This is a genomic window from Pseudomonas sp. MPB03 (assembly GCF_046605385.1).
GTDB classification, from domain to species: Bacteria; Pseudomonadota; Gammaproteobacteria; order Pseudomonadales; family Pseudomonadaceae; genus Aquipseudomonas; species Aquipseudomonas zanjanensis.
The window spans coordinates 4,069,911-4,084,867 of sequence record NZ_CP176770.1 but is presented as its reverse complement, the minus strand read 5'-3'; the positions used below and the strand labels follow the sequence as shown (position 1 = coordinate 4,084,867).

Annotated in this window: 15 protein-coding genes; 7 read left to right on the top strand and 8 right to left on the bottom strand. The window is 61.2% G+C overall.

The annotated features are described in order from the left end of the window. Positions 1 to 224: 224 nt before the first annotated feature. The gene (gene gcvA, locus ACLH0I_RS17415; protein WP_411384912.1) at positions 225 to 1,151 is read right to left on the bottom strand and encodes a transcriptional regulator GcvA; all 927 of its coding nucleotides are present in this window, start codon (positions 1,149 to 1,151) and stop codon (positions 225 to 227) included. A 106-nt stretch (positions 1,152 to 1,257) separates the two neighbouring features. Here gcvA and ACLH0I_RS17410 point away from each other — a divergent pair, with 106 nt between their 5' ends. Continuing rightward, positions 1,258 to 1,866, top strand: a complete 609-nt coding sequence (locus tag ACLH0I_RS17410; protein WP_411384911.1) for a LysE family translocator — start codon at positions 1,258 to 1,260, stop codon at positions 1,864 to 1,866. A 9-nt stretch (positions 1,867 to 1,875) separates the two neighbouring features. Here the strand turns inward: ACLH0I_RS17410 and ACLH0I_RS17405 are convergent, their stop codons facing one another. The 4 genes from ACLH0I_RS17405 to xylA all read right to left on the bottom strand — a co-directional run bounded on the left by ACLH0I_RS17405 (position 1,876) and on the right by xylA (position 7,213). Further along, entirely contained in the window at positions 1,876 to 3,012 is a 1,137-nt protein-coding gene (locus ACLH0I_RS17405; protein WP_411384910.1) for a sugar ABC transporter permease, read from the bottom strand. Continuing rightward, positions 3,013 to 4,569 (bottom strand): D-xylose ABC transporter ATP-binding protein, encoded by a 1,557-nt coding sequence (gene xylG / locus ACLH0I_RS17400; RefSeq protein WP_411384909.1) that lies wholly within the window; start codon positions 4,567 to 4,569, stop codon positions 3,013 to 3,015. A 180-nt stretch (positions 4,570 to 4,749) separates the two neighbouring features. Further along, on the bottom strand, positions 4,750 to 5,751 hold the full coding sequence (xylF, locus tag ACLH0I_RS17395) for a D-xylose ABC transporter substrate-binding protein (protein WP_053119915.1): 1,002 nt from the start codon (positions 5,749 to 5,751) through the stop codon (positions 4,750 to 4,752). 145 nt (positions 5,752 to 5,896) lie between these two features. Continuing rightward, positions 5,897 to 7,213: a xylose isomerase gene (gene xylA / locus ACLH0I_RS17390; RefSeq protein WP_411384908.1), complete on the bottom strand. Its 1,317-nt coding sequence runs from the start codon at positions 7,211 to 7,213 to the stop codon at positions 5,897 to 5,899. A 155-nt stretch (positions 7,214 to 7,368) separates the two neighbouring features. On the opposite strand from xylA, the gene ACLH0I_RS17385 reads away from it, so the two are divergent. From ACLH0I_RS17385 to ACLH0I_RS17375, 3 genes are all read left to right on the top strand, one after another. Then, positions 7,369 to 8,556: a XylR family transcriptional regulator gene (locus ACLH0I_RS17385; protein WP_411384907.1), complete on the top strand. Its 1,188-nt coding sequence runs from the start codon at positions 7,369 to 7,371 to the stop codon at positions 8,554 to 8,556. A gap of 269 nt (positions 8,557 to 8,825) precedes the next feature. Then, complete coding sequence (locus tag ACLH0I_RS17380) at positions 8,826 to 9,953, top strand: saccharopine dehydrogenase NADP-binding domain-containing protein (RefSeq protein WP_411384906.1); 1,128 nt, start codon at positions 8,826 to 8,828, stop codon at positions 9,951 to 9,953. A 3-nt stretch (positions 9,954 to 9,956) separates the two neighbouring features. Next, the gene (locus ACLH0I_RS17375) at positions 9,957 to 10,451 is read left to right on the top strand and encodes a DUF2269 family protein (protein ID WP_250964449.1); all 495 of its coding nucleotides are present in this window, start codon (positions 9,957 to 9,959) and stop codon (positions 10,449 to 10,451) included. Here the strand turns inward: ACLH0I_RS17375 and ACLH0I_RS17370 are convergent. Then, complete coding sequence (locus tag ACLH0I_RS17370) at positions 10,448 to 10,933, bottom strand: thiol-disulfide oxidoreductase DCC family protein (RefSeq protein WP_411384905.1); 486 nt, start codon at positions 10,931 to 10,933, stop codon at positions 10,448 to 10,450. The genes ACLH0I_RS17375 and ACLH0I_RS17370 overlap by 4 nt on opposite strands. A 112-nt stretch (positions 10,934 to 11,045) precedes the next feature. Here ACLH0I_RS17370 and ACLH0I_RS17365 point away from each other — a divergent pair, with 112 nt between their 5' ends. Further along, on the top strand, positions 11,046 to 11,981 hold the full coding sequence (locus ACLH0I_RS17365) for a hypothetical protein (RefSeq protein ID WP_411384904.1): 936 nt from the start codon (positions 11,046 to 11,048) through the stop codon (positions 11,979 to 11,981). Positions 11,982 to 12,024: 43 nt separating this feature from the next. Here the strand turns inward: ACLH0I_RS17365 and ACLH0I_RS17360 are convergent, their stop codons facing one another. Further along, a complete protein-coding gene (locus tag ACLH0I_RS17360) occupies positions 12,025 to 12,261 on the bottom strand; it encodes a hypothetical protein (protein WP_411384903.1) in 237 nt (78 codons plus the stop codon). 152 nt (positions 12,262 to 12,413) lie between these two features. On the opposite strand from ACLH0I_RS17360, the gene ACLH0I_RS17355 reads away from it, so the two are divergent. Then, entirely contained in the window at positions 12,414 to 12,755 is a 342-nt protein-coding gene (locus ACLH0I_RS17355) for a hypothetical protein (protein WP_077506487.1), read from the top strand. 107 nt (positions 12,756 to 12,862) lie between these two features. Here the strand turns inward: ACLH0I_RS17355 and ACLH0I_RS17350 are convergent, their stop codons facing one another. Then, positions 12,863 to 13,765: a LysR family transcriptional regulator gene (locus ACLH0I_RS17350; RefSeq protein ID WP_411384902.1), complete on the bottom strand. Its 903-nt coding sequence runs from the start codon at positions 13,763 to 13,765 to the stop codon at positions 12,863 to 12,865. A gap of 92 nt (positions 13,766 to 13,857) precedes the next feature. Between ACLH0I_RS17350 and ACLH0I_RS17345 the strand changes: the two genes are divergently transcribed. Further along, positions 13,858 to 14,865: an aldo/keto reductase gene (locus tag ACLH0I_RS17345; RefSeq protein WP_411384901.1), complete on the top strand. Its 1,008-nt coding sequence runs from the start codon at positions 13,858 to 13,860 to the stop codon at positions 14,863 to 14,865. Positions 14,866 to 14,957 lie beyond the last annotated feature (92 nt).

The following is a 14,957-nucleotide window of genomic DNA, read 5'->3' as shown; positions in this document are numbered from 1 at the left end:
GACTGCGCAGCAGTCGCAAAACCGGTGCCTGCGGTGTACCTGGCGAAAAGAGGCACCTGGTTCGGGGCCGCTTCGCGCCCCAGCGGGAGCAAGCTCCCTCGCCACGGGAAGTAATTTCCTACGAGATTTTCGGACCGCCGTTGGGCGCGCTCCAAAGCGCATAAGGCGTCTCCCGGCTAACGCAATTCCCCTGTGGGAGCGAGCTTGCTCGCGATGGCATTCGATCAGTCAACATCGATGTCGGCTGACAGGGCGCTATCGCGAGCAAGCTCGCTCCCACAATGGGTTAGCAACCAATCAACAAAAACCTGCGTCTCAGCCACCGCACTCCCGGAAACACCGTAGTAATAACGAGCCAGCGACATGCGCAACGCCGGCAGTGGGCAGGCCAAGCGCCCGTTGGACAAATCCCGACCCAGCAGCGAAGCCGGGCACAACGCCACGCCCAGGCCATCGACGGCCGCCTGCAGCACCAGGTGCATGTGATCGAATTGCAGGGTCGGCGGGTTGTTCAATGGATCGATCCCGACGTGCTCCACCCAATCCTGCCAATCGTTGCTGCGTGTCCTGCCCGATAACAAGGTGTGCCGGGCCAGGTCGTGGACGTTCTCCAATGGCACGCTTTGCAGCAACGACGGGGCGGCAACCAGCAGCAGGTCGTCTTCCAGTAACAGGGTGGGCTGCACCTCGGCCGACCAGCCAGCATCTCCGCGCCGAATGACCACGTCGAACGATTCCCTTGAGGGATCTGGAGACCGGGTGCTGGTGACAACCTCGGGCTTGATATCCGGGTGGCGCGCCATGAAGTCCGGCAGCCGAGGGATGAGCCAGCGCACCGCGAAGGAAGGGCGCACGTTGATGGTCACTTTGCGCTGGGCCGCATTGCGCGTCAGCGCGGTTGCGGCGTTGGCGATTTGCGTCAGGGCCTCGCTGACCTGTTCGTAGAAAATTCGACCCGCCGGGGTGAGCAAGGATTGCCGGGTTCGACGTTCGAACAGCAAAACGCCCAGGCGCTCTTCGAGCAACTTGACGTGACGGCTGACGGCGCTGTGGCTGACGTGCAGCTCTTCGGCGGCGCGACTGAAGCTCTGGTGGCGAGCGGCAGCGGCGAAGGCGCGGACGGCGTTCAACGGGGGGAGGTTGGCGATCATGTGTCTAATTTAGTCACATAGGCGGCGCAATTAAAGCGTTTGTCAGCGTCCCGCTGCCACGCCACCCTGAAGGCCACAGCAATTCGCCTTCAATGTGGAGTGATGCATGGCCGACTACGGAGTTTTTCTGATCCTGGCGACCCTGACGGTGCTCAGCCCCGGCCCCGGCGTGGTGCTGACGCTGTCCAATGCCTTGCGTCATGGCTGGCGCGGTGCGCTGCCGGGCATTGTCGGGATCGCTTCCGGCGCTTTTATCGTGGCGGGTATTTGCGCCAGTAGCCTGGGGTTGATACTGGCGGCCTCGGCGACCGCCTTTACAGTGCTCAAATACATCGGCGCCCTGTACTTGTTGTACCTGGGCATCAAGATGTGGCGAACCCAGCGCTTCATTCCCGAACTCAACGCCACATCGTTGCGTCCATGGCGGCGATTCGTCGAGGCGTTGTCGATCCAGTTGCTCAACCCCAAGGCGGGTTTCTTCTTCCTGGCGGTCTTTCCCCAGTTCATCAAGCCGGCGGGTGACTATTACAGCCAGTTCTTCTTGCTGGTGTCGTCTTACAGTGTGCTTGTCCTACTGGTGCATTCCGGTTATGCCCTGACAGCCCAAGCCGCAAGAGGCTGGCTCTCCACAAGCCAGGGCGCCAGGGTTGTCGGCAAATTGTCGGGCATCACGTTCCTGGGCTTTGGTGTGTTGATGGCGTCTGCCAGCAAATGACGGAGCCCATCACCGCCGCCCAGTGCGCGTACTCACATCCACCCACACCGCCAGCACCAGAATGCTGCCTTTGACGATCATCTGCCAATAACTGTCGACGTCGAGCATGGACATGCCATTGTCCAGGCTGGTGATCACCAGCGCACCGAGGAGAGCGCCGTAGACCGTGCCGGAACCGCCGCGCATGGAGGTGCCGCCGATGAAGCAGGCGGCGATGGCGTCGAGTTCGCCCATGTTGCCGGCCGAGGGTGAGCCGGCGGCCAGGCGGGCGGTGTTGACCATGCCGGCGAGGGCGCACATCACGCCCATGATGCCGAAGATCCACAGTTTCACCGCTTGCACGTTGATGCCGGACAGGCGCGTGGCTTCCATGTTGCTGCCCACCGAGTAGACGCGGCGGCCAAACACGGTCTGGCTGGTGACGTAGCTGAACACCCCCAGCAGGATCAGCAGGAGCAGCACCGGCACCGGAATGCCGTCGTAGCTGTTGAGGGTGTAGACGAACCCGGCCAGCACCGCGCCGATCAATGCCACGCGCAACCCATCACGCATCAAGGAGTGGGCCGCCAGGCCATGGAGGGCGCGGTTGCGCCGCTGTTTCCAGGTGAGGAACAGGGTCAGGGCGAACAGCAGGATGCCGAGCCCGGTCCCGACCGTGTGCGGCAAATAACCCTGGCCGACATAGACCAGCTCTGGTGACACCGGGGCAATGGTGGTGCCGCCCGTCACGCCCAGCAGGATGCCGCGAAACGCGAGCATGCCACCCAGCCCGACAATGAACGACGGGATGCGCAGGTAGGCGGTCATGTAGCCGTTGCCCAAGCCGATCACCAAGCCGCACAAAGCCACCAGGCTCAGGTTCGCCAGCAGCGGGATGTGATAGACCACATCGAGGATCGCCGCCAGCCCACCCAATAGCCCAAGCAACGAGCCCACCGACAAATCGATCTCGCCGCTGATGATCACCAGCACCATGCCGCAGGCCAGGATCCCGGTGATGGACATCTGCCGCAGCAGGTTGGACAGGTTGCGCGGGGTCAGGAACCCACCGTCGGTCTGCCAGCTGAAGAACAGCCAGATCAGCGCCACGGCGATCACCAGCGCGAGCATTTTGTAGCGGGAAAACAGCTGTTTGACCTGATTCATCTACGCGGACTTCCGATCATTATTGTTATGGCCATCGGGGTGGCTGAGCGCGGCGGCGAGCACCTGTTCCTGGGTGAGTTCGTGGTTGATGAAGTCGCCGCGCAACTGGCCTTCGCCGATCACCAGGACGCGGTCGGAAACCCCCAGGACTTCGGCGAGCTCCGAGGACACCATGATGATCGACACGCCTTCGGCTGCCAGCGCGCCCATCAATTTGTAGATCTCGTATTTGGCGCCGACGTCCACGCCACGGGTGGGCTCATCGAGAATCAGCACCCGGGGTTTGGTCAGCAGCATCTTGGCCAGCACGGCTTTTTGCTGGTTACCGCCGGAGAGGCTGGTGATCGGCAGGAACGGGCTCGCGGTCTTGAGGTGCATGCGCGCGATTTCCTTGTCGATGCTGCCCAGTTCGGCTTCGGCGTCGATGCGGGTCAGTTTCGCGTAGTTGTCCAGCACCGCCAGGGTGATGTTCTGACCCACCCCCAGGTCAGGAATGATGCCTTGGCGCTTGCGGTCTTCAGGGACCATGCACAGGCCGGCGCGGATCGACTTGAGCGGCGTGCGCGTGTCGATGGGTTGGCCGCTCAGCCAGACTTCGCCTTCGTAGCGGCCGGGGTAGGCGCCGAACAGCGCAGAGACCAGTTCCGTGCGACCGGCGCCGACCAGCCCGGCGATGCCGAGAATCTCCCCGCGCTTGAGGACGAATGAAATGTCGTCGACCCGTTTGCGCTTGGGGTTATCGACGTCGTAGCAGGTGACGTGGCGCGCCTCGAAAATCACCTCGCCGATCTCATGGGGTTCAGTGGGGTAGAGGTTGCTCATTTCCCGCCCGACCATCTGGGTGATGATCTTGGGAATGTCCATGTCCGCCATGGCGGTGGTGGCGATGTGTTTGCCGTCGCGTATCACCGAGATGGTGTCGCACACGGCGGCCACTTCATCGAGCTTGTGGGAGATGTACACACAGGCCACGCCCTTGGCCTTGAGGTCGCGGATGATGTCCAGCAGCACCTCGATTTCCGAGCGAGTCAAGGCTGAAGAGGGCTCGTCGAGGATCAGCAGTCGCGCCTGCTTGTTCAGCGCCTTGGCGATTTCCACCAACTGCTGGTAGCCACCGCCGTACTGGGAAACCGGTAGCGAGACGTTCATGTCCGGCACCTTGAGTTCGCGCATCAGGGCCTCGGCGCGGTGGATCATCGCCGGGTAGTTCATGCGCCCGCCGGGCAGCGTCAGCTCGTGGCCCATGAAGATGTTTTCGGCTACCGACAGGTCGGGGACCAGGGTCAGTTCCTGATGAATGATGACGATCCCGGCGGCTTCGGTCTCGCTGATGGACTGCGCCTTGAGCGGCTGGCCGTCCCAAATGATCTCGCCTTCCCAGGTGCCGTAGGGATAGACCGCCGACAGCACTTTCATCAGGGTGGATTTACCCGCGCCGTTTTCACCGCACAGGCCAACGCATTCCCCGGACCGGACCTTGATGTCGATGCCGTTCAGGGCTTTGACACCGCCAAAGGTTTTGACGATGCCGTTCATTTGCAGCAGGTAGTCGGACATGGCAAGGGCTCATGAAAAAGGGCTTACACATAGACAGTGGACCAGGCAGTCAAGCCAAGTGACCTGTGGGAGCGAGCTTGCTCGCGATAGCGGTGGTTCAGCTGGCATCGATATTGGATGGGCTACCGTCATCGCGAGCAAGCTCGCTCCCACAGGTCTTTGCTTGATTGCCTGGTCAGGTCACTGCCCGGCGATCTGCGCCTTGGTGTAGAACCCGTCCTTTTCCAGCAGGTCGATGTTGTCCTTGGTCAACGGCGTCGGGGTGAGCAGGATGGTGTCGACTTTCTTGCTGCCATTGTCGTACTGCGAGCTGAAGGTCGGTTTCTCGTTGCGGGCCAGTTGCACCGAGAGCTTGGCGGCTTCGGAGGCGATCAGCTTCAGCGGCTTGTAGACGGTCATGGTCTGGGTGCCATCGATCACACGCTTGACTGCCGCGAGATCGGCGTCCTGGCCCGAGATCGGCACCTTGCCGGCCATTTTCTGCGCGGCCAGGGCCTGGATGGCGCCGCCGGCGGTGGCGTCGTTGGAGGCAACGATGCCATCGATCTTGTTGTTGTTCCGGGTCAGGGCGTTTTCCACGATGCTCAAGGCTTCGGTGGGGTTCCATTCCTTCACCCACTGCTGGCCGACAATCTTGATGTCACCCTTGTCGATGGCCGGTTGCAGCACTTTCATCTGGCCTTCGCGCAGGACCTTGGCGTTGTTGTCCGTGGGCGCGCCACCGAGCAGGAAGTAGTTGCCCTTGGGCGCGGCTTTCAGCACGCCGCTGGCCTGCATCTCGCCGACCTTTTCGTTATCGAAGGAAATGTAGGCGTCGATATCGGCATTGAGGATCAGTCGGTCATAGGAGACGACCTTGATCCCGGCCTTCTTGGCTTCGGCGACGGCGTTGGTCAGCACAGTGGCGTTGAACGGCACGATGACGATCACATCGACGCCACGGGAGATCAGGTTTTCAATCTGCGAGATCTGCTTCTGCTCGTTGGCATCGGCGGACTGGACGAAGACCTTGGCGTCGAGTTTTTCCGCCGCCGCGACGAAGTAATCACGGTCCCGCGACCAGCGTTCCAGGCGCAGGTCATCGATGGAGAAACCGATTTTCGGATGGGTCGCATCGGCCATGACCGGAAGCGAGAGCAGGGCGAGGGCGCCGGCGAGCAGGGTACGTTTGAATCTTTTCATGTGGTGCGTCCTTTTATTGTTGTTTGAAAGACACTGCCTGACGATGAGCGTGATACCGGGTAGAACTGTAGAGCGTTGCAGGGCGTCATGGGCACAGATTTGTCGCGAGAATGTAACAGCCGCTGTGCCCCACTTTTGTCCGTCGTCAGGAGTAGATAAACCGATTGACCACGTTTTCGAGCATCTCCTGGCGACCGCTGACGGCCTGGGGATTCAGGTCGTTGGTAAAGGCGTGCTCGGCCAGCGATTCCAGGCTGAAGTCGCCGGCCAGGACCGCTTGGCCGAAGGGTTGTTGCCAGCCGGCGTAGCGCTGGTCCTTGAACTGCTGCAACTGATCGTTCTGCACCATGGCCGCCGCGCGTTCCAGGGCGAGGGCGAGCACGTCCATGGCGCCGACGTGGCCGTGGAACAGATCGATTTCGTCCAGGCTCTGGCGCCGGACCTTGGAATCGAAATTGAACCCGCCATTGCCGAAGCCACCGGCCTTGAGGATTTCATAGGTGGCCAGGGTCATTTCCTCGACGCTGTTGGGGAACTGGTCGGTGTCCCAGCCGTTTTGCGGGTCGCCGCGGTTGGCGTCGATGCTCCCGAAAATCCCCAGGGAGACGGCCGTGGCGATCTCGTGGTGGAAACTGTGACCGGCCAGGGTGGCGTGGTTGGCTTCGATGTTGACCTTGATCTCGTTTTCCAGGCCGAACTGCTGCAGGAAGCCGAACACCGTGGCGCTGTCGTAATCGTACTGGTGCTTGGTCGGCTCCTGGGGCTTGGGTTCGATCAGCAGGTCGCCCTTGAAGCCGATCTTGTGCTTGTGCTCGACCACCATGCGCATGAAGCGGCCCAGCTGTTCGCGCTCGCGTTTCAAGTCGGTATTGAGCAGGGTTTCGTAGCCTTCACGACCGCCCCATAACACGTAGTTGGAGCCTTTGAGGCGCTGGGTGGCATTCATGGCGCTGAACACTTGGGCGGCGGCGCAGGCGAACACTTGCGGATCCGGGTTGCTGGCGGCGCCGGCGGCAAAACGCGGGTTACTGAAGCAGTTGGCGGTGCCCCACAGCAGCTTGATCCCGGTTTGTTCCTGATGGCGTTCCAGGTGGTCGATCATCTGGGCGAAGTGGTTGCGGTACTCCTTGAGCGAATTGCCTTCCGGGGCGACATCGGTGTCGTGGAAGCAGTAGTAGTCGATGCCCAGTTTGGAGAAGAATTCGAAAGCCGCTTCGGCCTTGCCGATGGCCACTTCCATGGGATCCCCCGCGTGCTGCCACGGACGCTTGAACGTGCCGGCACCAAACACATCCGACCCGGGCCAGACGAAGGTGTGCCAGTAGCAGACCGCCATGCGCAGGTGCTCGCGCATGGGTTTGCCGAGCACCAGTTTGTTGGCGTCGTAGTGACGGAAGGCCAGCGGCGAATCGCTGGCGGGGCCCTCGTAGCGAATCTTGTCGACACCGGGGAAGTAGGGCATGTGCAGGTTTCCTTTTTATTCTTGGCGGTGTCCCGATACTAACGCCGGCCCCGTGGCTGCTGATTATGAAAATCACCAATGGGCAGTTCGATTTTGAGTATTGAGATTCGCCGTGAGCGCGCCTAGTCTGTGTCGATCGGCACAGGGTTAAACCAATGAAAACCGTCCCGCCCGTTCACCGCATTGCGTTGCTGTTCAATGGCAGCAAGATCTACGACCGCGGCATCATCAGCGGCATCGGCAACTACCTGAGCAGCACGCGTGCGTCCTGGGACTTGTTTCTCGAGGAGGATTTTCTCTGTCGCTTGAAAGGCATCGAACGCTGGCAGGGCGACGGCATCATTGCCGACTTCGACGACCCGCTGATCGGCGAAGCGCTGGCCGGGATCAAGCTGCCGGTGGTGGCGGTGGGCGGTTCCTATCAGGATGAGCGCGCCTACCCGAAGGGCATTCCCTACGTCGCCACTGACAATGATGCGTTGATGAGGTTGGCCTACGAGCACCTGATCGAGGCCGGGCTGACCCGCTTCGCCTGTTTCAGCCTGCCCGAGGCACAAGCCAATCGCTGGGCCCAGGAGCGGGAGAAGGCCTTCCGCCGGCTGCTGCAGCGCGATGGCCTGCACGCCGAGGTCTATCGCGGCATGGGCACCAGCGCACCGCTCTGGGACAGCGCCGTCGAACAGCAGATCGCCTGGCTGCAAAGCCTGCCCAAACCCATCGGTATCATCGCCGTCAGCGACGCCCGCGCCCGACAACTGCTGCAAGCCTGCCTGACCGCCGGCATCGCCGTGCCGGAGCAAGTGGCGTTGATCGGCATCGACAACGACCCGCTTACCCGCAGCCTGACACGGGTGCCGCTGAGTTCGGTGATCCAGGGCACCGAAACCATGGGCCGCACCGCCGCGCGCCTGCTCCACCAGATGCTGCACGGCATGCCGTCCACGGGCACGCAGATCCTGGTCCCGCCTGATGCGATCAATGTGCAGGTGTCGAGCCTGCATCAACCGTTGGGCAATCCTTATGTCATGCAGGCCCTGCTCTTCATCCGCCAATATGCCTGCCAGGGCATCAAGACCGCCCAAGTGGCGGCTTATGTCGGGATATCGCGCTCATCGCTGGAGGCGCATTTTCGCAAGGAACGGGCCTGCAGCGTCCACGACGAAATCCTGCGCTTCAAACTGGCCGCCGCCGCCAACGGACTGGAAAACACCGACGCGCCGATTGCCGACATTGCCCAAAACTGCGGCTTCAAATCGGCGCAATACCTGCACACCGTGTTTCGCCGCGAATTCGGCTGCACGCCGCGGGAATATCAGCAGGGGGCAAATGCGGCCGCTCACTGACCCTCTGCCAAACCGCTCTTGATGAACTGACCCACCACCGAACCGCTCTTGTGGCGAGGGAGCTTGCTCCCGCTGGGGCGCGAAGCGGCCCTGAAACCTGACGTCCTGGTGTGTCAGGCTAATTGAGTTGACGACATGGGTCTGCTGCGCAGCCCAGCGGGAGCAAGCTCCCTCGCCACAAAGGGACAGCGACCCACCGCTGGGGGTACACCACCGAGTCTTTCTTGTGGCAAGGTGCTTGCCTCATCGAATATTTAGGGACGGATGGAATGACGCTCAGGGTCATGGTGGTCGGTGGGTATGGAAATTTCGGCAGTATCGTTTCCAGGCATCTGGTGGTGATGCCAGGCGTGCAATTGGTTATTTCCGGGCGTGACGCCCAAAAACTGCAGCGCAAAGTCGATGAGTTGAACACTCAATCGAACTCGGTGTGTCAAAGTTGGTGCGGCGACGCCATGGGGCCGGGCTTCAAATCCGTCCTTGGCTCGATGAACATCCAATGGGTCATTCATACCGGCGGCCCCTTTCAAGGGCAATCCTATGCAGTCGCCGAGAGCTGCATCGACGCGGGCGTGAACTATTGTGACCTGTCCGATTCCAGAGCCTTTGTCACCGGCATTGGCGCACTCGACGCCCGGGCAAAACAGGCAGGCGTGGCGATCCTCAGTGGTTGCAGCTCAGTGCCGACGCTCTCGGCCGCCCTTATCGATCAGCAGCGGCATCGATTTAAACGCATCGACACCATCGAACATGGCATTTCCTCTTCGGCCAAGATGCCGGGGTTGTCCACCGTCGAAGGCGTCCTCGCCTATGCGGGCAAGCCGATCAAGCAACTCAGGAATGGCCGGGCGCATGAGGTCCTGGGATGGCAGGATCTGACGCTTCGCAGATTGCGGCACATGGGGACCCGGGTATTGGCCAATGTCGACGTGCCGGACATGGATATCTTCGCCAGCCGCTATGGTGCCCGGAACCTGAGCTTCAAGGCCGGCGCAGGCCTGAAGCTAGGCGGCATCGCCAACTACCTGCTGGCCCAGGCAATGCGGATGGGGCTGGTGCGTGATCATGTTACTTGGGCCGCCAGGCTACATCGGTGGGGGCTCTGGTTCGAACGATTTGGCGATGGCAAAAGTGCAATGTACATCGACGTCCATGGCATGGGGGTCAATGGCGAACCGTTGTCGATGAACGTGCAACTCACCGCCATGAACGACAAGGGCCCGGAGATTCCCAGCTGTGCAGCCGTTGCCTTGGCGGCAAAAGTCGCCCAAGGGTATCTGCCCGAACCCGGTGCCAGGGCCTGCGTGGGTGAAATCACCGTCGACGAATACATGGCCGCCATCAACGACCCCGAAAACTTGAGCCTGTCTGTACACTTCTCTGACGAGCAGGGCTGACAGATGCTCTATCTTTGCCTGAAGTACCTCCACATCATTGCTGCCATTTTTCTCTTCGGCTTCGGCATGGGGTCCTATCTCTACCTGATCGCTGCCAGCCGCACCGCCAACCCTCAGGTCATTGCCCACGTGGCCAGGACGGTCGTTCAGTTCGACACTTGGATTACCACGCCCGCGGGCTTTATTCAGATAGGGACGGGCTACCTGCTGCTGAGACTGGCCGGACTTCCCCTGACCACTGAATGGGTCATGACGTCGCTGATCATCTTTTTTTGCGTGGGCGCGCTCTGGCTTCCGGTACTGGTGCTCCAGAAGCGGCTACATGTGATGGCTTCGAGTGCGGTTGGGGACGGGCGGGCGCTCGATGATCGATACTCATCCGTGTATCAAAAGTGGTTCTGGATGGGTGTCTTTGGATTTCTGGGGATGTTTGTCATTGTGCTGATCATGGTGACGAAGATGACGCCACGTCAGTGGATTGAGCTATTGGCGGGCTAAGTACCGATCCGTTCCACCGGATTGCTCCCAGGCGTTGGCACCTTCAAGAAACGTCGCTCATGATCCGGGCTCGGCAAAAGGCACACGTCGTACTTGCCAAACAGCCGGTACCGATTCAGGGCAATGCGATCGTAGGCCCAATCCCGAAATACGCGGGGGACGTAACGCAGCAGTTGCACCGGACGCCAAACCCAGGGCAGTAGGGCAACCACTTCAAGAATCGCCTCCGAGCGCACCCAGTAATGTTGATCGCGAACCACGGCCATGGTGTCGAACTGCTGCAAGGGCAAGCCCGCCCAGGCCAGCAAGGCTTGTCCTTCGGGCGACTGGACGGAGGCCAACCGCACGCGTCGGGCGTGATCATGGCGGATCAGGAACTTCGCCCAGCCATTGCAAAGTTTACAAACACCGTCGAACAGGACCACTGTCTCGCCTGGCTTGAGCAAGGGCGCGGGTGAAGGGCGGGTCTGGGAGATGGGCATGATCGGGGGTCTACACGGCGCTTGGTTACCCGGATAATACGCCTGTTCCAGCGTCAAAGGGCGTCCCGAAGGGGCGCTCGACCATGATGATTTCAAGGGCATGATCCGATCCATGAGCGATGACATCTACAACCTGTTCACCCGCTTCCAGACCCCTGATCCTGGCATCGGCCCACGGGAGCGGGCGCCGATGCTGGCTCAGGAACTGGCCTGGGCGCGCGAGCGTGCGACGATGCATCGCTTCAGCTGGGTCGTGGTGCTGGTGCCGCCGTTGTGCCTGGGCCCGGTGTTGCCGGGTATCGTGTTTCTGCTGGGGCTGCTGGTCTATCAGGGGTTATCCGCCCCAGGCGTTGACCTTGACCGGATCATCGGGGCCTCCTTTGGCTGGCTTGTGTTCGTCACCTTGCTGTTCATGGCGGCGTGGATCGTGCACAACGTCTGGCGTGATACGCGCGACCCGACCAAGCGTTATTGGGCGTCGATGCCCGATCAAGGGCTGGTCGAGCTCGAACACCATACCCTGGTTTCCGGCCTCTGCCTGTGGTCCAACGACTATGACCCGGATTGCAACACCCTCATGCAATGGTCCGACGGCAAAGTGAAGTACATGCAGGACAGCGGTGTGTCGCAATGGATCCTGGCCCGGACCGCGGCGGGGCATTGGCTGGTGCTCAAGGAGGAGTTTTCGGGCAACTTCAGTTACGGACGGGTAGGGCAAATGCCGGCGCCGGACAAGCTGCTGCAACCCCGTCAGGAACTGGCGATCGCTTTCGCCCCCGGTACGAACCTGCCGCTGGGTCGGCGTTTCGACGGTGCGTTGATGCCTTTGATGAATACGCCGTACTGGCTGTCTGCCGATGAACTCAAGCGCCTGGACGAGGCCGCTCATCACTGGAATTTTTTACCGCCGAACCGCTATGGGGTGGTCAATGACCAGGATGCCGCATGGGTGCAACGGCTGGTGGACAGGACGCAAGCCAGTGTTGGGCCGCAGCCGGCAGGGGGCTACTGCGCAGCCCAGCGGGAGCAAGCTCCCTCGCCACAATGAATCGAGCACATTCCACGAAGGCCAGCCTGTCATTGGCCGGGCGCTAAAGCCACGTATCCACCACCCGCCGATCCAGTTCCTCCCAATCCGCCATGCCCAATACTCGCGTCGTGTTCAACCCGCGCAGATAACCGCGCAGTTGATGGGCCGTGGCCCGCTTGAGCTCCGGGTCGGCTTCTGTATTGCTCAACAGCACGCTTTCGTACTGGACCAGATAGTCCGCCACCCGCTCACGAAAGTCGGGCAATACCGCGTCGCGGATCAGATCAAACGTTCTCATGGATAGACCTCATCAATCTTTCTCGGCTTGCAACTATTGCTAGGAGTAATAGTGACCATTACCAAATGCAAGTTCTGCTTTGCCGGCAATCATTGGAAAATCAGCGCCATCGAACACGCAGCCCCGTATTTTTATTTTCAGGACCCCAACCCATGCGCCGTTTATTTTTGCTTCCCCTGGCGTTCTCCCCGTTGTTGCTGGCCGGTTGTGCCTCGGCACCGAATGACCCGACGCTGACCTTGCAGACCAGCAAGACGCCGGCCCAATACGCCGAGTGCGTCGTACCGAAGTTGCAGGGCAATGCCTTGAACCCGATGGTCTCGCAGACCCAGCGCAGCTACCGCATCGTGGTGCCGAGCAAAGTGTCGGCGGACAACGTGCTGGAAGCCTACAAGGCCGGCAGCGGCGGCAAGGTGTTCATCTACGAGCGCCACCTGCTGGCTTCCAACCTCTTGCCTTCAAGTTTTGAACGCGCCGCACAGGAATGTATCTGACCGGCCCGTAAACGTTTTTCACCGTGCTCCTTTGGTTGGCCGCAACCAACCAATTCCCTTTGCCCCGCACCGTCCTCGGTCGCGGGGCTTTTTTTTGCCTGGCGGTTTCAGGTTAGCCAATCTTGCGCCCGGATGAATTCGATGAGCGCTTTCAGGGCCGGCGGCACATGGCGTCGGCTGGGGTAGTAGAGAAAAAACCGGCTTGGCGGCGCTTTCCATTGCGCAAGCAGTTCCGTGAGATGCCCGTTGCGCAGGTCATCGCGCGCCAGCTCCTCGTACACGTAGGCAATCCCGGCGCCATCTTTTGCCGCCTGGATCATCAGCGCATCGTCTTCAAGGATGAGTGGGCCGGTGACGGACAACCGGATCGGTTGCCCCTCGGCCTGATACTCCCAGGCGTAGAGCTTGCCGCTGGGAAAACGCCGGGCGATGCAGGCATGGTCGAGCAAGTCCCGTGGCGCCTGGACGATCCCCTTCGCGGCCAGATAGGTTGGCGCGGCTACAGTCACGAACGATTGAGGGGGCCCGACAGGAACGGCGATCATGTCGCCGGCCAGGCTTTCGCCAAAGCGCACACCAGCGTCAAACCCGCCGCTGACGATATCGGCCAGGCCATCATCGGTGACCAGGTCCAGTTGAATGCGCGGGTACCGGGCCACGAATGGCCCGAGCACCTTGGCAAAGACCGCGCGCGCCGCCGGACGCGCCACGTTGAGGCGAAGCTTGCCGGCGGGCACGTCCTGCAGCGAGGTCAACTGCGCCAGGGCATCGGCAACCTGCTGCAGGGTAGGGGCCAGCGTTGCCAACAGCTGATGGCCGGCCTCGGTCGGGGTCACGCTGCGCGTGGTGCGGTTGAGCAGCCTGACGCCCAGGCGTGCTTCCAATGCACGCATCGCATGACTCAATGCAGAAGCCGAAACACCACGCTCGTCGGCGGCCTTGCGAAAGCTGCGATGGCGAGCGACGGCGGCGAAGGCATCCAGTTCGGACAGATCGGGGTGCTGACTCATGAATATCGTTCAGTAGTTCAAATATGATTACCCATCTTATCGTCATGAGATCCCTCGCGGATACTGGCCACATCATCTGTGGAGAACGCGCTATGCAAAAGAACCGTCTTGGATCATCGGATTTCCTGATTTCCCCCATTGGCCTGGGAACCTGGGCCATCGCCGGCACCGGCTGGGCATACAGTTGGGGCGCGCAGGATGACGAGGACAGCCTTGGCGCCCTTGAATATGCCGTCGAGCGCGGGGTGAACTGGATCGACACGGCGGCGGTTTATGGCTTGGGCCATGCCGAGCAATTGGTCGGGCAGTTGTTGCGTCGGGTACCGGCTTCGCGGCGTCCGTTGGTGTTCACCAAGGGCAGCCTGGTGTGGGACCCGGTCACCCGGTTGATCTCACACTCGCTGGCGCCTCAGTCACTGCTCGCCGAGGTCGAGGCAAGCTTGCGTCGACTGCAAGTCGAAACCATTGACCTTTATCAGATCCACTGGCCGGCCTTTCCTGCCGACGGCAGCAGTGAAGGGATCGAGGAGGCCCTTTCGGCCTTGGCCACTGCCCGCGAACAGGGAAAGATTCGTGCTATCGGCGTCTCCAATTTCGATGTTGCGCAACTCAAGCGGGCCCAGGCGGTGACCGAGATCGTCTCACTCCAGCCGCCGTATTCGGCCTTGATGCGAGACATCGAGGGCGACGTCCTGCCATTTTGCGAGCAGGCGGGATTGGGTGTCCTGGCCTATTCCACCCTTCAATCGGGACTACTTTCCGGCAGCATGACCCGCGAACGCATCGCCCAATTGCCCGACGACGATTGGCGCAAGGCGCGAAGCGCGGACTTCCAGGAGCCTCGCTTGAGCGCGAACCTGGCGCTGGTGGAGGTCTTGGCTGGTATCGGCGAACGGCACGGCGTCAGTGCGGCGGCAGTCGCCATCGCCTGGGTGCTGCGCAAACCGGTGGTGACCGGCGCCATCGTCGGTGCCCGTCGGCCCGGCCAGGTCGATGGGTTGATTGCCGGTTCACAGCTGCGCCTCAGCGCCGAGGAAATCGACGAGATTCAGCCCTTCCTGCCATTGGGCATGGGCACCAATGTCCCTGGGGGCGCTTGACGTTTACCGCGTGAGCGCTCGGGTTTGACGCCTCGCCGCATAACCGGCACTATTTGCTCGTTTGTGATCATTAGTGCTCGTTTACGCAGGTT

Coding starts and splice junctions, on each gene's coding strand:
- gcvA (WP_411384912.1), bottom strand. CDS start 1,151: ATGATCGCCAACCTCCCCCCGTTGAACGCCGTCCGCGCCTTCGCCGCT.
- ACLH0I_RS17410 (WP_411384911.1), top strand. CDS start 1,258: ATGGCCGACTACGGAGTTTTTCTGATCCTGGCGACCCTGACGGTGCTC.
- ACLH0I_RS17405 (WP_411384910.1), bottom strand. CDS start 3,012: ATGAATCAGGTCAAACAGCTGTTTTCCCGCTACAAAATGCTCGCGCTG.
- xylG (WP_411384909.1), bottom strand. CDS start 4,569: ATGTCCGACTACCTGCTGCAAATGAACGGCATCGTCAAAACCTTTGGC.
- xylF (WP_053119915.1), bottom strand. CDS start 5,751: ATGAAAAGATTCAAACGTACCCTGCTCGCCGGCGCCCTCGCCCTGCTC.
- xylA (WP_411384908.1), bottom strand. CDS start 7,213: ATGCCCTACTTCCCCGGTGTCGACAAGATTCGCTACGAGGGCCCCGCC.
- ACLH0I_RS17385 (WP_411384907.1), top strand. CDS start 7,369: ATGAAAACCGTCCCGCCCGTTCACCGCATTGCGTTGCTGTTCAATGGC.
- ACLH0I_RS17380 (WP_411384906.1), top strand. CDS start 8,826: ATGACGCTCAGGGTCATGGTGGTCGGTGGGTATGGAAATTTCGGCAGT.
- ACLH0I_RS17375 (WP_250964449.1), top strand. CDS start 9,957: ATGCTCTATCTTTGCCTGAAGTACCTCCACATCATTGCTGCCATTTTT.
- ACLH0I_RS17370 (WP_411384905.1), bottom strand. CDS start 10,933: ATGCCCATCTCCCAGACCCGCCCTTCACCCGCGCCCTTGCTCAAGCCA.
- ACLH0I_RS17365 (WP_411384904.1), top strand. CDS start 11,046: ATGAGCGATGACATCTACAACCTGTTCACCCGCTTCCAGACCCCTGAT.
- ACLH0I_RS17360 (WP_411384903.1), bottom strand. CDS start 12,261: ATGAGAACGTTTGATCTGATCCGCGACGCGGTATTGCCCGACTTTCGT.
- ACLH0I_RS17355 (WP_077506487.1), top strand. CDS start 12,414: ATGCGCCGTTTATTTTTGCTTCCCCTGGCGTTCTCCCCGTTGTTGCTG.
- ACLH0I_RS17350 (WP_411384902.1), bottom strand. CDS start 13,765: ATGAGTCAGCACCCCGATCTGTCCGAACTGGATGCCTTCGCCGCCGTC.
- ACLH0I_RS17345 (WP_411384901.1), top strand. CDS start 13,858: ATGCAAAAGAACCGTCTTGGATCATCGGATTTCCTGATTTCCCCCATT.